The organism is Streptomyces lydicus (assembly GCF_001729485.1).
In the GTDB taxonomy this organism is placed as follows: domain Bacteria; phylum Actinomycetota; class Actinomycetes; order Streptomycetales; family Streptomycetaceae; genus Streptomyces; species Streptomyces lydicus_D.
Map to the genome: position 1 here is coordinate 7,887,661 of NZ_CP017157.1, position 18,478 is coordinate 7,906,138.

General features: G+C 68.3%; 14 protein-coding genes and 2 pseudogenes. 2 read left to right on the forward strand and 14 right to left on the reverse strand.

Annotated features, from left to right (window positions below; genetic code table 11):
* Window positions 1–47 precede the first annotated feature (47 nt).
* A complete protein-coding gene (locus SL103_RS36670; RefSeq protein ID WP_164492937.1) occupies window positions 48–2,132 on the forward strand; it encodes an ATP-binding protein in 2,085 nt (694 codons plus the stop codon).
* 557 nt (window positions 2,133–2,689) lie between these two features.
* Here the strand turns inward: SL103_RS36670 and SL103_RS34185 are convergent.
* The 13 genes and pseudogenes from SL103_RS34185 to SL103_RS34245 form a co-directional block, all read right to left on the reverse strand.
* Window positions 2,690–3,949, reverse strand: coding sequence for a tyrosine-type recombinase/integrase (locus tag SL103_RS34185; RefSeq protein ID WP_069572837.1), 1,260 nt, complete (start codon window positions 3,947–3,949; stop codon window positions 2,690–2,692).
* Between the two features lie 8 nt (window positions 3,950–3,957).
* Complete coding sequence (locus SL103_RS34190) at window positions 3,958–4,197, reverse strand: helix-turn-helix domain-containing protein (protein WP_069572838.1); 240 nt, start codon at window positions 4,195–4,197, stop codon at window positions 3,958–3,960.
* Window positions 4,198–4,671: 474 nt separating this feature from the next.
* Window positions 4,672–6,147 (reverse strand): ATP-binding protein, encoded by a 1,476-nt coding sequence (locus SL103_RS34195; RefSeq protein ID WP_069572840.1) that lies wholly within the window; start codon window positions 6,145–6,147, stop codon window positions 4,672–4,674.
* Between the two features lie 2 nt (window positions 6,148–6,149).
* Window positions 6,150–7,022: a bifunctional DNA primase/polymerase gene (locus SL103_RS34200; protein ID WP_069572842.1), complete on the reverse strand. Its 873-nt coding sequence runs from the start codon at window positions 7,020–7,022 to the stop codon at window positions 6,150–6,152.
* A gap of 83 nt (window positions 7,023–7,105) precedes the next feature.
* Window positions 7,106–7,408 (reverse strand): hypothetical protein, encoded by a 303-nt coding sequence (locus tag SL103_RS34205; RefSeq protein ID WP_164492934.1) that lies wholly within the window; start codon window positions 7,406–7,408, stop codon window positions 7,106–7,108.
* Between the two features lie 9 nt (window positions 7,409–7,417).
* Entirely contained in the window at window positions 7,418–7,981 is a 564-nt protein-coding gene (locus SL103_RS39085) for a hypothetical protein (RefSeq protein ID WP_244304108.1), read from the reverse strand.
* A gap of 7 nt (window positions 7,982–7,988) precedes the next feature.
* Window positions 7,989–8,192 carry a hypothetical protein gene (locus SL103_RS34215; protein ID WP_069572846.1) on the reverse strand — a complete coding sequence of 68 codons (204 nt, stop codon included), beginning with the start codon at window positions 8,190–8,192 and terminating at the stop codon, window positions 7,989–7,991.
* 237 nt (window positions 8,193–8,429) lie between these two features.
* Window positions 8,430–10,580 (reverse strand): hypothetical protein, encoded by a 2,151-nt coding sequence (locus SL103_RS38165; protein WP_069572848.1) that lies wholly within the window; start codon window positions 10,578–10,580, stop codon window positions 8,430–8,432.
* Window positions 10,581–10,686: 106 nt separating this feature from the next.
* A complete protein-coding gene (locus tag SL103_RS38170; protein ID WP_164492935.1) occupies window positions 10,687–12,711 on the reverse strand; it encodes a hypothetical protein in 2,025 nt (674 codons plus the stop codon).
* Between the two features lie 85 nt (window positions 12,712–12,796).
* Window positions 12,797–13,131, reverse strand: a pseudogene (locus SL103_RS34230) (RRQRL motif-containing zinc-binding protein).
* Window positions 13,131–13,430 carry a hypothetical protein gene (locus SL103_RS34235; protein WP_079146130.1) on the reverse strand — a complete coding sequence of 100 codons (300 nt, stop codon included), beginning with the start codon at window positions 13,428–13,430 and terminating at the stop codon, window positions 13,131–13,133. Before SL103_RS34235 ends, SL103_RS34230 begins: the two are co-directional and overlap by 1 nt.
* Window positions 13,427–14,437: a DUF2637 domain-containing protein gene (locus SL103_RS34240; RefSeq protein ID WP_069572852.1), complete on the reverse strand. Its 1,011-nt coding sequence runs from the start codon at window positions 14,435–14,437 to the stop codon at window positions 13,427–13,429. The genes SL103_RS34235 and SL103_RS34240 overlap by 4 nt, the downstream gene beginning before the upstream one ends.
* Window positions 14,438–14,965: 528 nt before the next feature.
* Entirely contained in the window at window positions 14,966–15,229 is a 264-nt protein-coding gene (locus tag SL103_RS34245) for a DUF6284 family protein (protein ID WP_069572856.1), read from the reverse strand.
* Between the two features lie 803 nt (window positions 15,230–16,032).
* Between SL103_RS34245 and SL103_RS39710 the strand changes: the two are divergent.
* A pseudogene (locus tag SL103_RS39710) lies at window positions 16,033–17,018 on the forward strand (XRE family transcriptional regulator); the annotation flags it as partial.
* Here SL103_RS39710 and SL103_RS34255 read toward each other — a convergent pair.
* Window positions 17,009–17,800 (reverse strand): GntR family transcriptional regulator, encoded by a 792-nt coding sequence (locus SL103_RS34255; RefSeq protein ID WP_244304109.1) that lies wholly within the window; start codon window positions 17,798–17,800, stop codon window positions 17,009–17,011. The pseudogene SL103_RS39710 and the gene SL103_RS34255 sit on opposite strands and share 10 nt — an antisense overlap.
* Window positions 17,801–18,478: the final 678 nt, after the last annotated feature.

An 18,478-nucleotide genomic window follows, 5' to 3' on the forward strand; every position in this document is an offset into this window, starting at 1 on the left:
GCGATCTGATCCAACTTTAGGTGATCGCGGTGTTCACAGTGAGCGTCATGGTGTCGATACTGACGGTAGTCGACGCGGTCGGTGCCGCTCGATGGAACGCCAGGGGAGGGGCCATGGGGAGCATCACGCTGAGGGTCGAACAGGACCACGTCGAGGGCGTCGCCAAGCTGAATGATCCAGTCGGTGCGGTGATTGAGCTTATCTGGAACGCACTTGACGCCGACGCAACTTCCGTCACCGTGGAAATCGAGCGTAATGAGTTCGACGGCGTCAGCAAGGTGATTGTCTCGGATGACGGTCACGGCATGCCAGCCGAGTCCTGCCCCTCCTACTTCGATAAGCTGGGCGGCTCATGGAAGAAGGCCGCCTTAGTTTCGTTGGATAAGCGTCGGGCCATGCACGGTAGAAACGGCCAGGGTCGCGTACGCGCATTTGCGCTGGGGCAGCACGTGCGCTGGACGACCATTGGCGAGGGTGTCGACGGAAAAATGAAGACGATTATCGAGGCTGATCGTACAGCGATGCGTAACTATCGCATAGATACCTTCGGGGCGGATAATGGAGATACCGGAACCACAGTCGAGGCGTGGGGGGCAATTCCTGGTCTGGATCGATTGCTGAACACCTCAAAGGTGATCTCGGCGTTGACGACGGAATTTGCTCTGTATCTCGAAACCTACCCAGATTCATCAGTGACGTTCGATGGGGAGCGGGTTGATCCAGGGCAGGTGCAAGTCCACTCTGCTGTGTACACCCTAGGTGACGACGGCGAGTTCCCTGGTCCCGAACTAAGGGTTATTGAATGGCGTAAAGTCGTAACGCGCGAGCTTGCGCTTTGCGACTCAAGGCGGATGCCGTTGGTAAAGCTCCGCCCGGAGATTCAGGCGCCAGGATTCAATTTCACAGCCTATCTGTCGTGGCAGGGATTTGAGGATCGGCCGCAGGATCTAGCTTTGGTGGACTGGGATGAGGATTCCCCAGCCTCCGCAGTGGTAGAGCAGGCAAGAGGGCGCCTTCGGGAGCACTTCCGGAGTAGGGTCGATGACCGTCGCCGGGAACAGGTCCTGGAGTGGCAGAGGGAGCAGGTTTACCCCTACGAGGGAGAGGCCACAGAGCCGACGGAGCTCACTGAGCGTGAAGCCTTCGATACGGTAGCAACGACTATCGCGAAGCACATCCCTAAAGCCCGTAACGCCAGAAGAGCCACGCTAGGTCTGCTGAAGGAGACGCTAGCTGCAAAGCCCGATCAGACGCCGCAAATTCTTGAGCGATTCTTCTCCCTGTCCCGCCAGGAGAAAGAGGAACTCGGACTTCTACTGAAGCGTACAAGTCTAACCTCTCTGATTCGCACATCCACAGAGGTTACTGACCGGCTTGACTTCCTTCGCGCCCTGGAGATACTGCTCTTCGACCCTGAAGCGAAAAAGGTGACAAGAGAGCGGGATCAGTTGCATAAGATCCTGGAGAATGAGGCTTGGGTATTTGGCGAAGAATATTCGCTCATGGTCAGTGAACGTGGCCTCTCGGAAGTTCTTCGAAAACATCTGTCGATCCTCAGGGTGCCTGAGCCTGCAGACACTAATGTGCGCGTCCTGGATGGAAGCACTGGGAGAGTCGACCTGATGCTCTCGAAGACAACGGTTTGGGTGCAAAAACCTCATCACCTGGTCGTGGAGCTCAAACGTCCAAACGTAAGACTCGGTATGGCCGAGTATTCACAGCTGGTGAAATACGCAACTACCGTCATCGCTGATGAACGCTTTAGAAGCACCGAGGCGAACTGGGACTTCTGGCTCATTGGAAATTCCATGGATGACGTCTTGCGGAACCTCACGTGTCAGCCACACTTGCCCCCAGGTCAGGTCAACACGATCGGTAACGCAAGACTATGGGTCCGCGAGTGGAGTGAAGTTATCCAGGAGTGTAAGCAGCGGCTTCACTTTTACCGGGACAGGCTCGACTATCAGTCCACGGATGAGCATGCTCTGGAGTACCTGGTGCGCAAGCACGCGCATGCGACGCCGACGGTCCTGCTGCCCGACGACGAGGACGTTGTGGAGGAGCCGGCTGGAGCCATCCCGCCTCCACGCGATGGGCAGTCGGCGCAAGCGCCTACGACGTTGACGGACTAGCGTGGTGGGCTGTGGCGGTGAGGGTCTCAGATGTGGTCTCAGTACCGGCTTCATCCACCGGCGTCCGCCGCCGTTCATTGACGCGTGCGAGCTTGCTGTGACCTGGGTCGTCCAGCGCGCGGACTGCAGTGGACGCTATCGCAGCAAGATCGGACAACTCGTAATGCGTAGGCTCGGCCCGCCACCAGAGGCGCTTCCCTGGGACCGCGAGCTCGTCTGGGCGTGTCGGGCAGCCGAAAGGGCGGGCGCAATCGCTGGCGGCGGGCCCGCTCGGGTTTGATGGTGTGATTGGCGGGGCGCGACGCCAGTCTCATCAGCAGTCTCATCCGCCCCCGTTCGCGCCCGTTCAGCAGGTCAGCGCCAGGGGGCACTGCCTCGAAATTGAACGCTCCTGAACTGTCACGAACCCCAGCATGCAGAGTTGGAAAGCGTGTTGGGGGCAACCCCTCACGAGTTCGAATCTCGTATCCTCCGCCAGTGCTCTCACCGGGCACGATGTCGAAGGGCCCCACCGTTCGCGGTGGGGCCCTTCGACGTGCGCAGTCTCATCTACAGTCTCAACGCACTCCGGCGGAGCCGCCCGAACCGTCGTCGGCGACGGGCTTGGCCACCTCCCAGATGAGACCGCCGACCCGCTGTGCCACGTCGGCCAGGATTCCGCCCGTCACGTGCTGGTACCGAGCCGCCATCGCCGTGGACGACCAACCCATGATCTGCATGACCACGCGCTCCGGCACTCCGAGGATGAGCAGCACCGTGGCGGCCGTGTGTCGAGCATCATGCAAACGGCCGTCGCGCACCTTCGCGTCTGTGAGCAACTGCTTCCACACGTCGTAGTCGGTGCTGGGCATCAAGGGCTGGCCGATGGGCGAGGTGAAGACGAAGCCCGTCTCATGCCACTCCTGTGCAGCCCGCACTCGCTCGCGCTCTTGCTCCTGCCGGTGCAGCTCCAGAAGCCGAGCCAGTTCGGCGGGTACCCCGATCACTCGGCGGCCGGCACGCGACTTCGTGTTCGCCGTGTCCTCGTTCTTCCTGATCCGCTGCTTGCAGTAGCCGGGCTTCCGCCCGCACTCGCCTCCGCAGCCGTGGAGGTACTTCGGGCGAAGCCGGTTCTTCCGCACCCGCAGGATGCCCGCATTCAGATCCACGTCCGACCAGCGCAGGCCCAGCGCCTCCCCCTGCCTCAGCCCCAGGGCGAGAGCGATGGACCAGCGGGCGCTGTTCCGGAGCTTGGCCGCTTCGGCAAGGAGACGCTGAACCTCCTCGATGTCGTACGGCTCGACCTCTTCGTCCTCGATCCGGGGCGGGACAGCGAGCATGGCGACGTTGCGGGTGACGTGGCCGCGCCGCATGGCGTGGTTGAGCGCCGTGCGGATCGTGCGGTGGGCCTGGTGCGCGGTGGCGGGCTTGCTGCCGCTGGCCAGCATCTTCGTGTAGAAGCGCTCCAGGTGTTCCGGCTCCAGCTTGTCCAGCCGGTGAGCACCGACGCCGGGGACCAAGTGCACCCTGACGGCCACCTCGTATCCGGCGTACGTGTTCTCTCGCACCGACGGTTTCGCGATCTCCTCCACCCAGTGGAGGAGCCACGCCTTCACGGTCCACGGGCGCCCCGGCTTCCGGACCTTCCCCGCATCGCGCTGCTTCTCCAGCTCACGGACCTTCTTGATGACTTCCGCTTCACTGATCTTGCTCATGACGTGGCGACGATCGGGCCGGCCGTCATCCCGGACTCCGACGGTCACCCGGCCGTGCCAGTAGCCGTCCTTGCCGAAGTAGATGGACGATGCCCCATCAGGGCGTTTGGCGCGCTTTCCCATGACTCTCCTTACGCGGCGGACTTGGGGCGGGAATGCATGTGGGCGTCGAGATAGGCGCTGATGGCCTTGACGGGAACGCGACGGAGGCGACCAATGGGCACGGTCTCCACGGCTCCGTCGCGGATGAGGGCGTACATCGTGGTGCGCCCGACGCAGAGGCGGCGGGCCGCCTCCTCGACCGTGAGCGCGAGGAGTGTCGGGTCGAACTCGACTTCAGCGTCCGACACGAACACTGCGGTGGTCGTCACGGATCAACCTCCTGGGCGGGGTTCCGGCGATGGCGGAGGAATCTCAGGTGGCCTGTGCTGTCCGAGGTGCGCATTTCTGCGTCATCGCGTCACGCACGTCATTTGCGGCTCTGACCTGCGCTTATGTGGTGACGCGGGCAGCTCGGGGCGTGTCACGGGGCGGGGCGGAGTTCTGTCACCCGTGACGCGGGTGACGCGGGATGACACAGGTTTTGCCGTCTGCGTCACCGCTGTCACCGCTGGCCAGGGGCCGGGTTCAGGTGGCGGGTGACGTGAGTGACGCAGGATCTCTTCTCTTAGGAAAAAGAGGGGTGGTGTCTGTGGTGGTGCGGCGCGGCTCAGGACGTGAAGAAGGAGCCGCTTCGCGGCGCGCCTTGCGCAGCGGCGGCAAGCCGCCGGAACAGCAAGAGGAGCAACGCGTGCGGCGCGGGTTGCTCCTCTTGCTTGTTCAGTGCGGCGCCGTGATGGCGCGGGTCAGAACGCCGCTTCCTGCTGGTGCGGGGGCAGTGTCGCGGGGCGGGTCATCTCGATGTAGCGGGCGGCGCTGGTGCGGCCCCAGTCGATGAGGACGCCGCGGGCGGCGAGGGTCGGCTGGAGCCGCTTGAGGCGGTCGGAGAGGACCTTGCCGGTGGTGGGCCAGCCCTTGGGCAGTGGACGGCACTCCTCGCCGCTGTAGAGGCTTGTGAGGCAGTGCAGCCACTCCGAGGACGTCATCCGGACTTCCGTACCCGCGTCGAGTCCGGCCGCGTGGTTCAGAACCGTCTGCGCCAGCAGGTCACCTTCAATGACGTCGTCGTTGAGGTCATCGAGGCTGGCCCGGTACGCGGCCAGCGAGCCGAAGCCGGTAGCCGCATCGAGCTGCGCGCACAGGTGGGCGAAGTCCGCCATCCGCAGGTCCGTGGGAGTCTCCGCCTGCGCGGCACGCACCTTGACGGTCAGGTCCAGCAGGGAGCCAAGCACGGCCGGCAGGATCTCCGCGTACTCCGTCCACAGCTCTGCCTCGGTTCGCCGCACCCGGGGCCGCACGAGACGGAGCGGCAGGAGGCGTTCGGCGAGGTCCGGGCGGATGACGCCGACGTCGATACCGGTCAGGAGCATGGGGCGCCGGTAGCGGGAGCGGACGACGTCGCCGTCGGTGAACAGGGCGCGCTTGATGCTCTCGGCGCCGGTCACGATGCAGCACATGAGGTCGGACAGGTCCGGGGGCAGGTGGGAGAGGTTGTCCAGGGCGGTGACCCATCCGGCGGCGACGGCCGTGATCATGTTCTCCTCGTCCTTCGGCGCCCGGCGCAGGTCACCGCTCATCCCCTCGATGATCCGCACCAGCATCCGGCCGCCGGTGGACTTTCCCGCACCTTGGGGGCCGGTGAGGAACGGGGCGGGCACGGGCACGGACGGCTCCAGGCAGCCGATCAGCCAGGCGATGGCCAGGCACTCGGTCTCTGCGCTGGCGAAGTTGCACAGGCGCAGCAGCAGGTCGATGCCCTTGCCGTTGGTGTCCTTTTCGGGCAGGGGGAGTTCGCCGGTGAGCTGCGTGCGCCGCCAGCAGACTTCCTGCGGGTCGGGGGTGCGAATGTCCCAGCCGGTGGGGTGGATGCGGACGGACGTGCCGTCGTCGCGGCCCAGGTCGAGCCAGGTCGCACCGTCAAAGCCCGGGGCGACGCGGATGTGGGTGGGCTGTACGTCCTCGGTCAGTGCGAGTGCTTCGATCAAGTCCAACGCCTCCTTGAGTGCCGTGCCGTTGAACACGCCGGCCCCGTCCCTGTACAGGCCGACCATGAGTTCCTGACGGTGGCTCCCGGTCGTGCCCTGGGAGCGGATGGGCCGGGCCACGGGGTGGCTGTTCTTCTGCGCGTAGACGGTGCCGTCGATGGTGCGGAAGTACCGGAAGTGCGCCTGTGCGTAGTCGGTGATGATCTGGCGGGCCGGCGTCTTCTCGTCCTCGGACACGGCTACATCCCCAGTGCGGTGCGGGCGTTGGTCCACGCGTCGGTGCAGTGCCGGGGGGATTCGCCCTTGACCTGCGCGGCGGCGAACAGCCGCGCGATGTGCGTCTCGGTGAGGCAGCCGCACGGGCCATGGGCGGACAGCACGGCGAGGAACGTCCGGTAGACCGTCGTGTGAACCGCACTCCGGGCCTCGGTGATGCGCTGCTCTGCCATGGCAATGCCACGCTCCAGGTAGGCGGGCGTGCGATGACGGCACTGCCCGCCTCCGGCGAGCGCGGGCACAGTGACGCCAGGCTGTGCAGGCCGGACCGCGGAGGGCTTCTTCACGGCCAGCGCGCGCACGGCGTCGGGCAGATCGGTCATGGTGCCGGTTCCGGGGCCGAGCCACCTTGCGTAGGACATGAGCGACTTGAGGTCGACGCCGTCACGGACGTCGTTCACCGAGCGCATGGTGCCCTGGTAGATCCAGTGCTCGCCCCGGGTCGTCGGTACCGTGCGGGTGGCGGGGAGGGTCTCACGGGCCCATGCGATGGCTGCCGCGTCGTCCAGGTCGACCACCGTCAGCCCCGCTCCACCGGGGTGGTAGGCGACGGCTGCCGCCTCACGCCACGCGGATGCCCATGCTGGCGAGGTAAGGACGCAGGGGTCGGTGGTGGCTGCGGCCCAGGCGTGGCAGACGCTGGCGCACAAGCAGGGGCCGGCGTTCTTCATGTTCGGCCGGCCGCCGCAGGCGTTCCCCTTGCATGCGCGGCAGTTGCCGAACGGGACCTTCCCCGCCCGCAGGGGCAGGGGCGGGATGCCGCGGGCGGCCAGGGAGAGGGCCGTCCGCAGATACTCACCGAGGCGGTCTCGCCGGATAAGGACAGGTTGCGTCATGCTGGATGTCTCCTCTTCATGCTGGAGCTGGAGACCAGGGGCGGCCCGATTCATTGGCGTGAGAGGGGCCGCCCCTGGCCTGTCTAGAAGGGCGGTTCGTCGCTGTAGCCGCGGTTGCTGCGGCGGTAGCGGGTGGTGTCGGCCCACTTGGGGAGCCAGATCGTCACCAGCGACAGGAACGGCGCGCAGGCGCAGTCGACGAAGTTCGGCTCCTCCGGGTCCGAAGCGCTGCTGGTCATGACGCAGCCGTAGCCCGCGCAGATGCGGCAGGTGGGGTCCGGGTTGCGGTGCAGGCCGAGCATGGGGCGCGGGCCGATCGGCCGGCCGCCGACGGGGTGGGAGTACCAGGCGGAGTGGTAGCGCAGGGTCAAGCGGGGGCGTCGCATGCGGTCCTCTCAGCGGTGGTTGATGGTTCCGTTGGCGCGGCCGAACCATCCGGTCGCGGTGATGTGCTGGGTGATGTGGGGCCGCTGTGCGGCGGTGATGCGGGCCCGGACACGGCCGATGGCGACGGCCGCGGCGGTGCCGCCGACGGCGATGGCCGCGACGGCGGACCACAGAACATGGCTGACGGCGATCAGGCCGGGGGCCGCGGCCGAGAGACCGACCGCGGCGACCGCGATGCCTCCGCCGACGGTCGGGGCGAGGAGAGCTGTGGTCTTGGCCCAGGTCGGGATCGGCTGAACGGTCGGCGCCGCCGCTGGGAGCGGTGCCGCAGGCGTGGCGGCCCTTTCCTGCTCGCGGTCGCGGATGTGCTGCCACAGGGCCGCCATGTTGGCCGCGTCGTCCGCTGGCCGCCCCGGCGCCACCGCGCCGGTTCCGGCGGGTGGGGCCTTCGGGGTGGGCTGGTTGGAGGTGTTGAGCAGGTTGGTGGTGGTGTCGTCGTCGAGGAGACGGCAGATGTAGGTGTGGTCGAGCAGGTCGGAGATCTCGGTGTAGGTCCATGGCGTCAGCGTCATGACGGTCCTATCCGAAGGAGTGGCCGAGGCTGGAGATACCGGTGGCGAGGGTGGAGAAGAAGGCGTTGATGGCGGGGGCGGCGCCGCTGGCGGCGAGGAAGTAGCCCAGGCACGCCGCGGTCAGAGCGCCGCCGACGGGCAGGTAGCGGGAGCGCAGCATCACCGCGGTGAGGAGGAGAGCGAGGACGAGTCCGCTGATGGAGAGAACCATGGGCGTCACTTTCTGTAGAGCGACAGGCGGGCTCGGCGTGGGAGTCCCACGCCTGAAGAGAGAAGGGCCCTGGAAGGCCGTCAGACGGCCTCCGAGGGCCCCGTCGGGGACGTTTTTTGTGGGAGTCCCACGCCCACACATGCAGGTCAGCGACCACCACAGGCGTGTGGGAGTCCCACAGGCTGTGGTGGGAGCTGTGGTGGGTGGCGTGTGGGAGTCCCACACGCCACCCACCACTCACGCGGCGTGATGGTTGGCGTAGGCCCGGAGGGCGGCGGCCAGGGTCTCTTGCTGGTAGCCGGGCTTGGATTCGTTGTCGGCTCCGGCGCGGACGGTGCCCTTGCCGGGCCGCTCGATGCCGACCGCGCGGAGCAGCTTGCCCAGCTCGGTGCCGAGCAGCAGAGGGTCCATGTTCAGCCGGGTGGCGAGGTCGGCGGTGTGGATCCGGCCGCCGGCGGCGACCACGTGCTGGTGGGCGTCGGCCAGTAGCCGCGGGACCGGGTTGGTGAGGTTGCCGGCCTGCTCCAGGACGCGCCCGAACTCCGCCCGGATCACCTCCGTTCCCTCTCCGCCCTGCGGGGCCGGGGCTGTCTCGGTGGCGGTCGCGGCCGGTGCCTTCAGCAGCGAGGCCAGCGCGTCCGAGCCGAAGCGAGCGGGCCGCTCCCCAGCCGGACCGCTGGTGGCCGGCCGCGGGGCGCCGGAGTTGCGGGGCTGGCCCTTGCCGGTGAGCGGGAGGCCGTTCACCTCATCCAGCGGCGGCCGCAGGATCTCCAGCTCGGTATACGGGAGCGTGGCGGGGCTGAGCTTCTTGTCCTTGTACAGCCGCGGCAGGATGCGGCCCCAGCGCGATGCGTAGTACCGGCCCGGCGCGGTGTCCAGCGAGATCGCGTCCACCGCCGGGCGGCGGGCGGCGAGCTTGGGGGAGATGGTGTTGATGACCTTGGGCTTGATGCGGAAGCACTTGAACGGCGTCGGCTCGGAGTCGACATCGTCCTCGTCGGGGGCGGAGAGGAAGCCGGAGCCCTTGTGCGCGGCGGCCTTGGGGTTCAGCCGCGTCCCGCCGGTGGGGAAGAGGTGGTTGAGCTCCTCGGGGTCCGACACGCGCATGCCGATCCGCACCCGGGACTGCTTCTTCATCGCCGCGGTGATGACGTCCTGGGTGGCGCGCAGCCCGGAGATGACGGTACGGACGCGGGCGGCACGACCGGTGTCCACCACCGTGTCCAGCTTGGTCAGGATCTCGTAGGGCAGCTCGGCGATCTCGTCGACCACGATGATGATGGCCGGGACTTGCGGGCTGACGGGGATCTTGTCGTCGTCCGCGTCGTGCATCAGGTCCTGGTAGGCGGCTTTGCGGGTGTTGATCGCCGCAATGGCCACGTCCAGCATGATGTGCGCTTCTTCGATGGTGTCGGCGGTCCAGTCGATCAGCGGCCGGTCGACGGTGCCGTCGACGGCCCAGGAGCGCAGCCAGGGGAGGCTGATGCCGGCGCCGGTGACGTCCAGGTGCCACACGACGGCGTCGACTGTGCGCAGGAGTTGGCCGTTGGTGACGTTGATGGTGTTGGACTTGCCTGAGCCGGTCTGTCCGATCTCCAGCGCGCACACGTCGGTGAGGGGGAAGTCGGCGGGTTCGGCGTCGGGCAGCAGGCCGAGCTGGATGCGCTGGTAGATGCTGGTCTCGGTGACGTCTTCGGGGAAGTCGATGGTCTCGGCGAGGACGTCCTTGGCGGTGACGCGGATGAGGATCTGGCCGTAGACCTCGCCGTCGAGGATCTGGATGCTGCCGCCCTTGGGCAGCTTCAGGTCCACCGCCAGCTTGCGGATCGCATCTGCGGGCAGTTCCGGGGCTTCGGAGGGCATCAGGACGCGGACGGTGTATCCGACGTCCCCGGCCCAGGGCTTGACGCCCTCGATCTCGTGGCCGTCGAGGCGGAAGAGGCGGTGCAGGCGCTCGTGCCAGTCCTTGGCCTGCCCGTTGGCCCACTTCTGCAGCCGCCGGGAGGCGCGTTCGGTGCGGGCGGTCTCCTCGGCGCGGACCAGGCCGCGGGCGAGCGTAATGCCGACGGCGGTGCCGGCCGCCCACTTTCCCGTGGTCGCCCAGGTCAGCACCGTGTGCTCAGCCAGTGCCACGGCGGTCCAGCCGCCGGTGGCTAGCCATCCGGCGCAGCGGGCGGCGCTGTGGCCGTGCGGGCGGCGCTGATAGAGGTCGGCCCCGGCCTGGGCGGCGGCGCCGGCCGCGCCGACCAGCAGGGCGTAGGAGGCGGGCAGGCCGGTGGCCGCGCCGACCGCGGCGGTGCTGTAGGCGCCCCCGGCGATCAGGGCCGCGGCGGTGGCGGGGGTGGTGCCCCAGGACCAGTCCAGGGCAGGGACGTTGCTGGAAGCCATGCGGTGAACTCCTTCGGCGAGCGTTGCCGGAAGTCGAGGGGGGAAGGTCGTGGGCCGGACGCGCAGCGGCGCCCGGCCCACGGGAGAAGTGCTGTTCAGGGGCGGCTCAGACGTCCCACATGCCTTCGGCCTCGACGCCGTTGCGCGGGGCTTCGTGCCGGGCGATGTCCGGGGCGTGCAGGCGCCGGAAGTTGGGCATCAGGTCCTGCGCGGCCGAGGCGGCCTTGAGCAGCAGGGTGTGCACGTCGGCCAGGGCGTCGACGATGGCCTTGTCGACGGGGTACTTCTCGTTGCTGCGCACCTGCAGCAGCTGGACCGCGGCGGCGACGTTGTCGATGCCGGTGGGGATGCCCTCGAACTCGGCGGCGACCTGGTTCATGTGGCCGGGCTCGTAGCGGGCGTAGACGTGGGCGATGTCCTGGGTGACGGCCACGAAGTGGGAAGGCTGGCGCTGGTCGAAGCTGCCGTCCTGGCGCCGCTCCAGGATGTTCCACATGTGCTCGCCCGGCCGCGGCTCCTCATAGCGCCGCAGGTCGTGCTCGTGGACCTTGGCGAACAGCGGGCCGACCTCGGCGGCCTTCTGGGCGGCCTGGTGCAGCAGGGCGTAGACCTCGGCGACCAAGTCGGCCATGCGGGCATCGGCCGGGTACTTGTCCGCGGTGTTGATGGCCAACTGGCGGATGGCTTCGCCGGTGGAGGTCAGGCCCTCGGGCAGGCCCCAGTACTCGGCGGCCACCGCCAGCATCATCGGCGGCTCGTAGCGGGCGTACGCCTCGCGCATGCCCTCGGTCTCCAGCTGGAAGACGGACACCAGATTCCCTCCGAAGTGATCAGACGGCCAGTCGAACGCGCTCTTGGTGCGGCGGCCGGGTTCGGGAAAGTCGGTCAGGACATCGGGGCGGACCGCGTCGGCGTACTTCGCCTTCGCTCGCCGCATGAGCTTGAGAAACACCCACTTGGAGACCGTCACGGACCAGCGGGTGAACCGGGCGCCCCACTTCTTGCCGTTGCGGGGCGCCAGGCGCAGCCAGCGGAAGAGGCCGCCGAAGGTGGCGGCCACGCCGCGCAGCAGCAGGCTGGGGATGTAGACCAGGGCACCCAGGGCGCCGGCGGCCAGCGTGGCGCCAGTGGTGCGCAGCAGGAACGGCACGGCCGCCTTCCCCTTCTTCGCCAACTCCCGCCGCGCCGAGCGAATCCGCTCCCGCAGGCGCTGCCCGGAGGGGGAAGAGGCCAGCCCGGCCGTCTTGCGCCCTACCGCCGACAGCCCGCGAGCAGCTGCACGGGCGGCGCGACCGGAGGCGGCGGCCACCGTGGACCGCACCGCACCCCGCGACCCGCCAACAGCAGCCGACTTACCTGAACTGCCCTGCAGCCCACCAGCCCCGCTGGCGGATGTACCGCCACCTCCAGACGCTCCGTTCCTGCGGCGGGCAAGGCGGTCCAGCAGGCCCCGATTACCGCCCGAACCACCCACCGATCCGGCGACGGGGCTGGTGTGACCGCGCTGCGCGCTGCTTGCACCTTGCGCGGCCAGGCCCGCACCGCCGGATGAGGCGCGCTGAGCGCGGCCCTTGGCCCGCGACAGCCCGCCCGCGCCCCCCGAACCTAGGCCGCCGTGACCGCGCTGCCGGCCGATCCCGGACGCGCCGTGGCCAGTACCGCCGCGCGGCCCGCGGAACCCTCCAGACAACGAGCCGCCGCTATAAGCCCCGGAGCGGTGCGGACGTGCGCCGCCGACGCCGAGCGCCCCAGGCGAGCGGCCTGCGCCGCGGGCACCGTGGCGGGAGGAGCCGGGCGTGCTGCCTGCCCGCCGTGCGCGGCGAGCCTTCTGTACGGCGGCACCGGCCCCGGCCAGCGCCGTGGCGCCGACAACTACCCCGGCCGTGGTGATCGTGCCGACCAGTCCGGTCGCGGAGTACAGGGCGGCCGCCCCGGTGGACAGTGCCTCGGCGCCAAACACCGCGGCCGGCAACACCCGCAGCCCCGGCCCGGAGCGCGCTCGGGTGGCCTTCTCCGCCTCGGTGGCGGGGTGGGTGAGTGTGAATTCGATCGGCACCGCCGTGCCGTCAGCGGCCGTGACGGTGGCGGTTTCGAGGGAAGAGGTCGTGGCCTCAGTGGTGGTGTCGGACACTGGTACAGCTCCTTCGGAGTGCGAGAGAGCGCCCCGGCCGGGCCCTGGAAAGCGGGCCGGGGCGCTCTGCGAACGGAGGGTGGAGTCATGCGGCCAGCGCGGGAGCGTCTGCGCAGGGCACACACATGCCGAGTGAGGTGGGGATGACGTAGCCCGCGTCCTGGCGGCAGCGCGGGCAGGTGCGGCGGGCGGTGTTCGCTTTCTCCAGCGCCGCCCACTTCGCCGGCGTCATGGGACGGACCGGCTTGGCCCGGTCAACGCGGTAGAGGTAGGCGATCAGCGGTGCGCGGCGGCGGCGTGGCCGCTCCAGTTGAGCGGCCACGCCCTGACCGCCGGGGCGCAGACCGTGCGCCCGCAACTGGCGGGCGGTGGCGTAGCCGTCCGGGCCAGGTGCCACCGGAACACCGGCAGCGCACCCATCACGAGTTCCGTAACGCGCGGAGTTCAGCGCGGCTGAGCTGGTCGGCCCGGGTGCGGGGCGAGGTGGTGTCCCACGGGAAGGGGCGGATGCCGTCCGCTGCGGTGAAGACGCGGATCGCGGCCCCCGGCAGGGCGTCGGGCAGGGCGTAGACACGGCCGCCTTCCAGCGATGCCAGTAGCCGGGCCGCGTGATGCTCGCAGCCCGAGGCGCCCTCGTCCCCGGCGTCCAGAACCGTGACGGCCACCGGTCCCCGGCAGGTGGTCGGGTCCTCGGGGTGAGCCGCCGGGCAGCGCGTCACGAGACTCCTTCCAGGGCCCGGGAGGTGACCGTGGCGGTGGTGTCCCGCAGTTCCTGGTAGCGGCTGGAGACCCAGCCAATGGACCAGCCGGTCAGCTCGGCCGCGGCCCGCACCGGCAGCTCGGCCGCGAACGCGGCCTGCACGGTCGCCCGGGCCTGCTCCTCCGGCAGCTTCTGTGCGGCCGGCCCGGCGGCAAGGAGCACCTCGCGTTCACGCGCGGCGTGCTCCTCGCGCTGCTGGCGTTCACGGCGTTCACGCACAAGGCGCTCCTGCCGCTCGCGTTCACGGCGCTCAGCGGCCTCGCGTTCACTGCGTTCACGCTCGCGCTGCTGCTGTTCACGCTCGCGTTCACGGCGTTCACGAGCCTCCCGTTCCTCTCGTTGATGGGCGGCGGCTTGCTCGCGCTCCTCACGCCGCAGGCGCTCTTCGCGCTCGGCCTGTTCACGGGTGAGCTGGGCTTCATGCTCGCGCTGTTCACGCGCCAGCGCGGCCGCGTGTTCCCGCTCCTCCTTGCGCTCGCGGCGGGCGGCTGCTTCCCGCTCACGGGCGGCCTGCTCGCGGCGCTCACGCTCGGCCTGCTGCTTGTCCTCCAGTGCGCTCACCGCGCGGGTGATGGCCCGGCGGTAGGCAAGTCCGGTCTCTGCGGTGACGATCAGCAGCAGCGGCGCGACCGCGTGGACAGCGACGCCCACCAGGTCCTTGTTCAGGGCGGAGTCGGCGACGTTCAGGGCCAGGGTCATGGCGCCGGTCATCCACCGCAGGGCGATGGGCCACCGGCCGCCGTGCCCGCCCAGGCGAGCCAGCACCGAGTCCAGACGGACCACGATGACCACCGCAGCGTCCACCACCAGCGGCAGGATCGGCGCCGTCCACACCCACCCGCCCGGGGTGTGGGAGGCCATCAGCGGGGTGACGGTCAGGATCGAGTAGAGCACCGCGCCTCCCACGATCAGCCACGTGCCGACCGACAGCGCGCGCTCGGCTGAACGCACTTGAACACCGTTCACGCCGCACCCCCCGACGGCGCGACCGCGGGGCGGCCACGCTGCGGAAGTGGTCGCGGGCGGCGTCGTAGATGAACGGCACGCACCGCCACGTGACCGCCGCTGCGGGGCGTTCATCGGCCAGGCGCCAGCCGTTCAGCGGGGCGCCGAGGGTGGCCGCATAGGCGTAGGCGGTCGGCTTGTCGGGGTGGATGCTGTGCGGCTCGCCGTAGTAGAGCAACAGCACCACGGACGCGTCCACCGGCGGCTCGCTCAGCTCCTCAAGACGCCGCGCCATGGCGGCCAGCTCCTCGCGGGCTTGGGTCAGCTCTGTGGACGTGTCCTCCAGCACCGACTGAAGCAGCCGGGCGCCCAGGTCCGCGGTCGCGGCGTCCTTCTCGGCTGCCTCGGCGCGGGCGGTGAGCGCGAACACCTCCCGGATGTGGGAGCTGTAGGCAGCGTCGGCTTGCCCCTGCACCTCACAGGTCCGAGCGCGGGCGGCGTCCGCGCCGGCGGCCAGGCGTGCGAGACGGGTTCGGGTGACGAGTCGGATCATGCCGCACCCCCGGTCTGCGGGGCGTTGCGGTTGAGCAGGTTCCGGCGGGCGGCGAGCACCTTGCGGCGGGCCCGGCGGAGACGCCGGGCGTCCAGCTCGGACGGCGCCCGGTCGAGGAGCGCGATACGCACGTCCAGCAGCTCCACCTCCGCGTAGATGAGAGGCATCTCGACCTCGATCGCATCCAGTTCCGCGGCCGTCGGCCCCTGGTCCAAATCAGCGGCGGTAACACCCGCTTGAACAGCAACGATGTACTCCATCGGGTCGTGCTCCCTTCACAGTGGGACGGCCTGGAAAGCGGCCCCGGGATGCCCCCCGGGGCCGCGCGCCGTCGTGAGGAGACCTCTCGACTTGAGTGCACGAGCGGTCACAGCCGCCGGCATCCCTGCTGCTGTGCAGCGATGCCGAGGACTGTGAGTACTGGTACTTTTTCGCCTTGATTCGGGCGGCGGTGGCCCGGCGACACTGGCCAACTGCATGCCCTTGCAGGGCGGTGTCGCTTCCTAGAAATCCAGGGCCTTAAGGCCCTCACCCGCCTTTGGGAGCGGTTCGCCGGGCGTCCGGGATGTGACCCCCATCTGCGTAGGTCCAGGGCCTAGAGATCCCTGCTTTGACCTCCCGTTTTCAGGTCCGGGTGACCGTATGGGCAACTTCCCTGTTGTTGCGCAGGTCGTACTGAAGTGCTCTGCGCACCGTGTATCGGCGTCGACTCCACCATCTGGTGCGCACCAGTAGGTTCACATCTGGTGCGCACCAGAGTCAAGAGCCTTCGCCGCTTCGAGCGGCGATTGCCCCCTCGGTGCATCTCCAGGAGACGGCTTGAGGTGGGGAGTCGGTAGCCAACAGGGCTTAACTCCCTTCCTGTTAACCCCTGTTGACCTGCGGCGATGTGAGGCATGCTGGGTAGGTCAGTGAGTGGACCTATCGCCGGGCGGTGGCCTGTGGGCACAGGACTTCGAAGCGCGCGAACGGCGCGTGGCTGGTTCAGGAGCGACTGGTTCGCGAGATCGAGCAGTACGCCCGACGGCACGTCACTGATGTCGCGTCGACCGCGAGTTTGCGTGTGTACGTCTCCGAGTGGGAGAACGGCAAGCGCACCATCTCCAACCGCTACGCGGCGATCCTGCGGCAGCTCCTCGGCGTCACGGATGCAGAGTTGAGGGCGGCTTGGTCGTCGCGGCGCCGACGGTGGCCGACGGGTACGACGAGCTGCTCAGCAGGATTGACTCGGCCAGCAGCGTCGGCGCATCCATGGTGAAGACGTTCAACGACCAGACCGAGCTACTGCGGACCATGGACCGGCAGATGGCGCGTCCGGACTCATCGACCAGATGACGGGGCATCTCGCAGCCTTGAAGATGCGCTGAACTTCTCTGTCCTCCCGAGCGTGCGCCGGCCCGTGGCCGTCGCGCTCGCAGGGCGTCGACCCTCGCCGCGTGGCAGGCGATTGACGTGGGATCGGTCGAACGCGCGTGGCGCCACTACGAACTTGCGAAGCGTGCTGCGCGCGACGCTGAGACCGATGTACCTTGCCCACGCGATGGGTGAGCAGGCGTATGTGCTGTGTGAAAGCGGGCCGGGCCGGCGCTCCGGTCTCGACCTGGTACGCGATGCTCAACGCACTCTCGGTCAGGGCGGCTCGCCCCGGCTCTGGGCGTGGCTGTACGCAGCTGAGGCGGAGTTGTGCGCCCACGCCGGAAGGCCGGACGAGTTGCCGACGCGCTCTCGATGCGGCCGTGGCGAATATCCCGCCGGGGTCTGAGGACCGTGACCCGGACATGCTGAGCATCTTCGTGAACGACAGCCATCTGGCCGGTGGCCGGCAACATCCTTGGTCTACTGGGTGACGACGAGGCGGTGACCAGCCTGTACCGGCGGTTGAACGTTGTCGACCGACTTTCGTTCGCGCACAGGCCGGACTCCACACCGACCTTGCGCAGCTCACCTCGCCCGTGCCGAGTACGACGCGCGGAACACACTTGCGGCAGGCACGACTGTTGGCGAGCCGCACCGGTCGTGCGTCAGCGTCGTCGTGTGACCTACTTAGCGCGCGACTGTAACCCCGGCTTGCCACGGCTTGCGAGGATGTGCAGCAGGCCGACGAGAGTGCCGGACCCATAGCTACCCCGCGCCATGAGCCTGGGATGTCGGACAGCGGTACCCACTCGATGTGGCCGGCCTCTTCGAGGTCTGTGGCGAACTAATTGCTCCGCTCCGTGTCCAACGAAGATCTCGTGGGGTGAGTCAACCATCCCGACCATGGGCTGGTACGTGACGATGTGCTCAACAGACTTCGGTCGCCAGCCGGTCTCTTCCACGACTTCCCGCAGCGCGGTGTCCGCCCGGGTCCTCCCCTTCGTCCACGATGCCACCCGGGAGCTCCACCCCCACTGCTGCGGGACGAAGCGGTAGCGCCACATCATGAGTACGCGGTCCCGGTCGTCCAGAACCGCAGTAACGGCGACGTGGTGGAGCTTCACCACGTGATGCTCGAAGCGCTCTACACCGGGCGGTTCCACGTCCCAGACCTGGAGATTGACCCATCGATTGTCGTAGAGGTCCCGCTTGCCGTGGATGCGCCACGGCTCCAGCCCTTCGGGCGTCTTGACGCTCACGGCGCCGGGTACCCGGTACGAACTCCGACCGTAGACCTCCAGGGCACCTTCGGACACGAGTCGGACCAGTACTTGCCGAAGTGCGGTACGGCGGATGCCCAGCTCTTCGTCTTCTTCGAGCTTCCGTTCTGAGGGGATCTTTGCGCCGGGGGCGTACTCGCCAGACGCGATCCGAGCGCGGATCACCTCGTAAGCCTTCGTCGTCTTCGGTCCCATCCGTGGAGCACTCTCCGTTCTCAGGTGGTGCGTACCAGGGTAGTGGGCAAGACGCACGCTGCCTCCAGTCGTAGATGGATGGAAAACCCAGGCGAGATTTCAAGATCAGGGCGACACGTGGTCGGTGTGTCGCATCGACCTCTTGCTCCGTCGCCGTGCAGGCGCATAGGGAGGACGGCGAGGCCGGCACGGCCCCGGTCCCTACCGCCCTCGTAGGCGAGCCGCTGCTCGTACCTCCACCCTCCGACGGGAGAACCGGCGCTGCACCTGCAGGTTGGTCGCCGCGGGACGCGCCATGCCGTCACCGCTACTGCTCGCAGGGTGTGGCGCGGTGGCCTGCTGGTGGGGGCGGGACGGTGCCGATCGTGGGGCCTCGGATGGTGACGCATCTTGAGAGGGGGCCTTTCACCTGCGGCGTTGCTCAGAGGGAGCGATGGCCGAGTTCCGTCACATACCAAGATCACCACGTCAAGAGACGGGAAATTCGGAAAGCGATCCGAATATCCGTCCCCCCCGCGACGGAACTGTCCGAAAACGGGGGAATGGGTGGCAGATGGCGGCTTTTGCCGAATGGCATTTCGACTGGGTGTGTTACTACGCTCACGGAGCGCGAGCCCATTCCCTTTGCCGAGGCCCGGACTCGCGCTCCACTTCACTACGAGCAAGGAAGTGCCGATG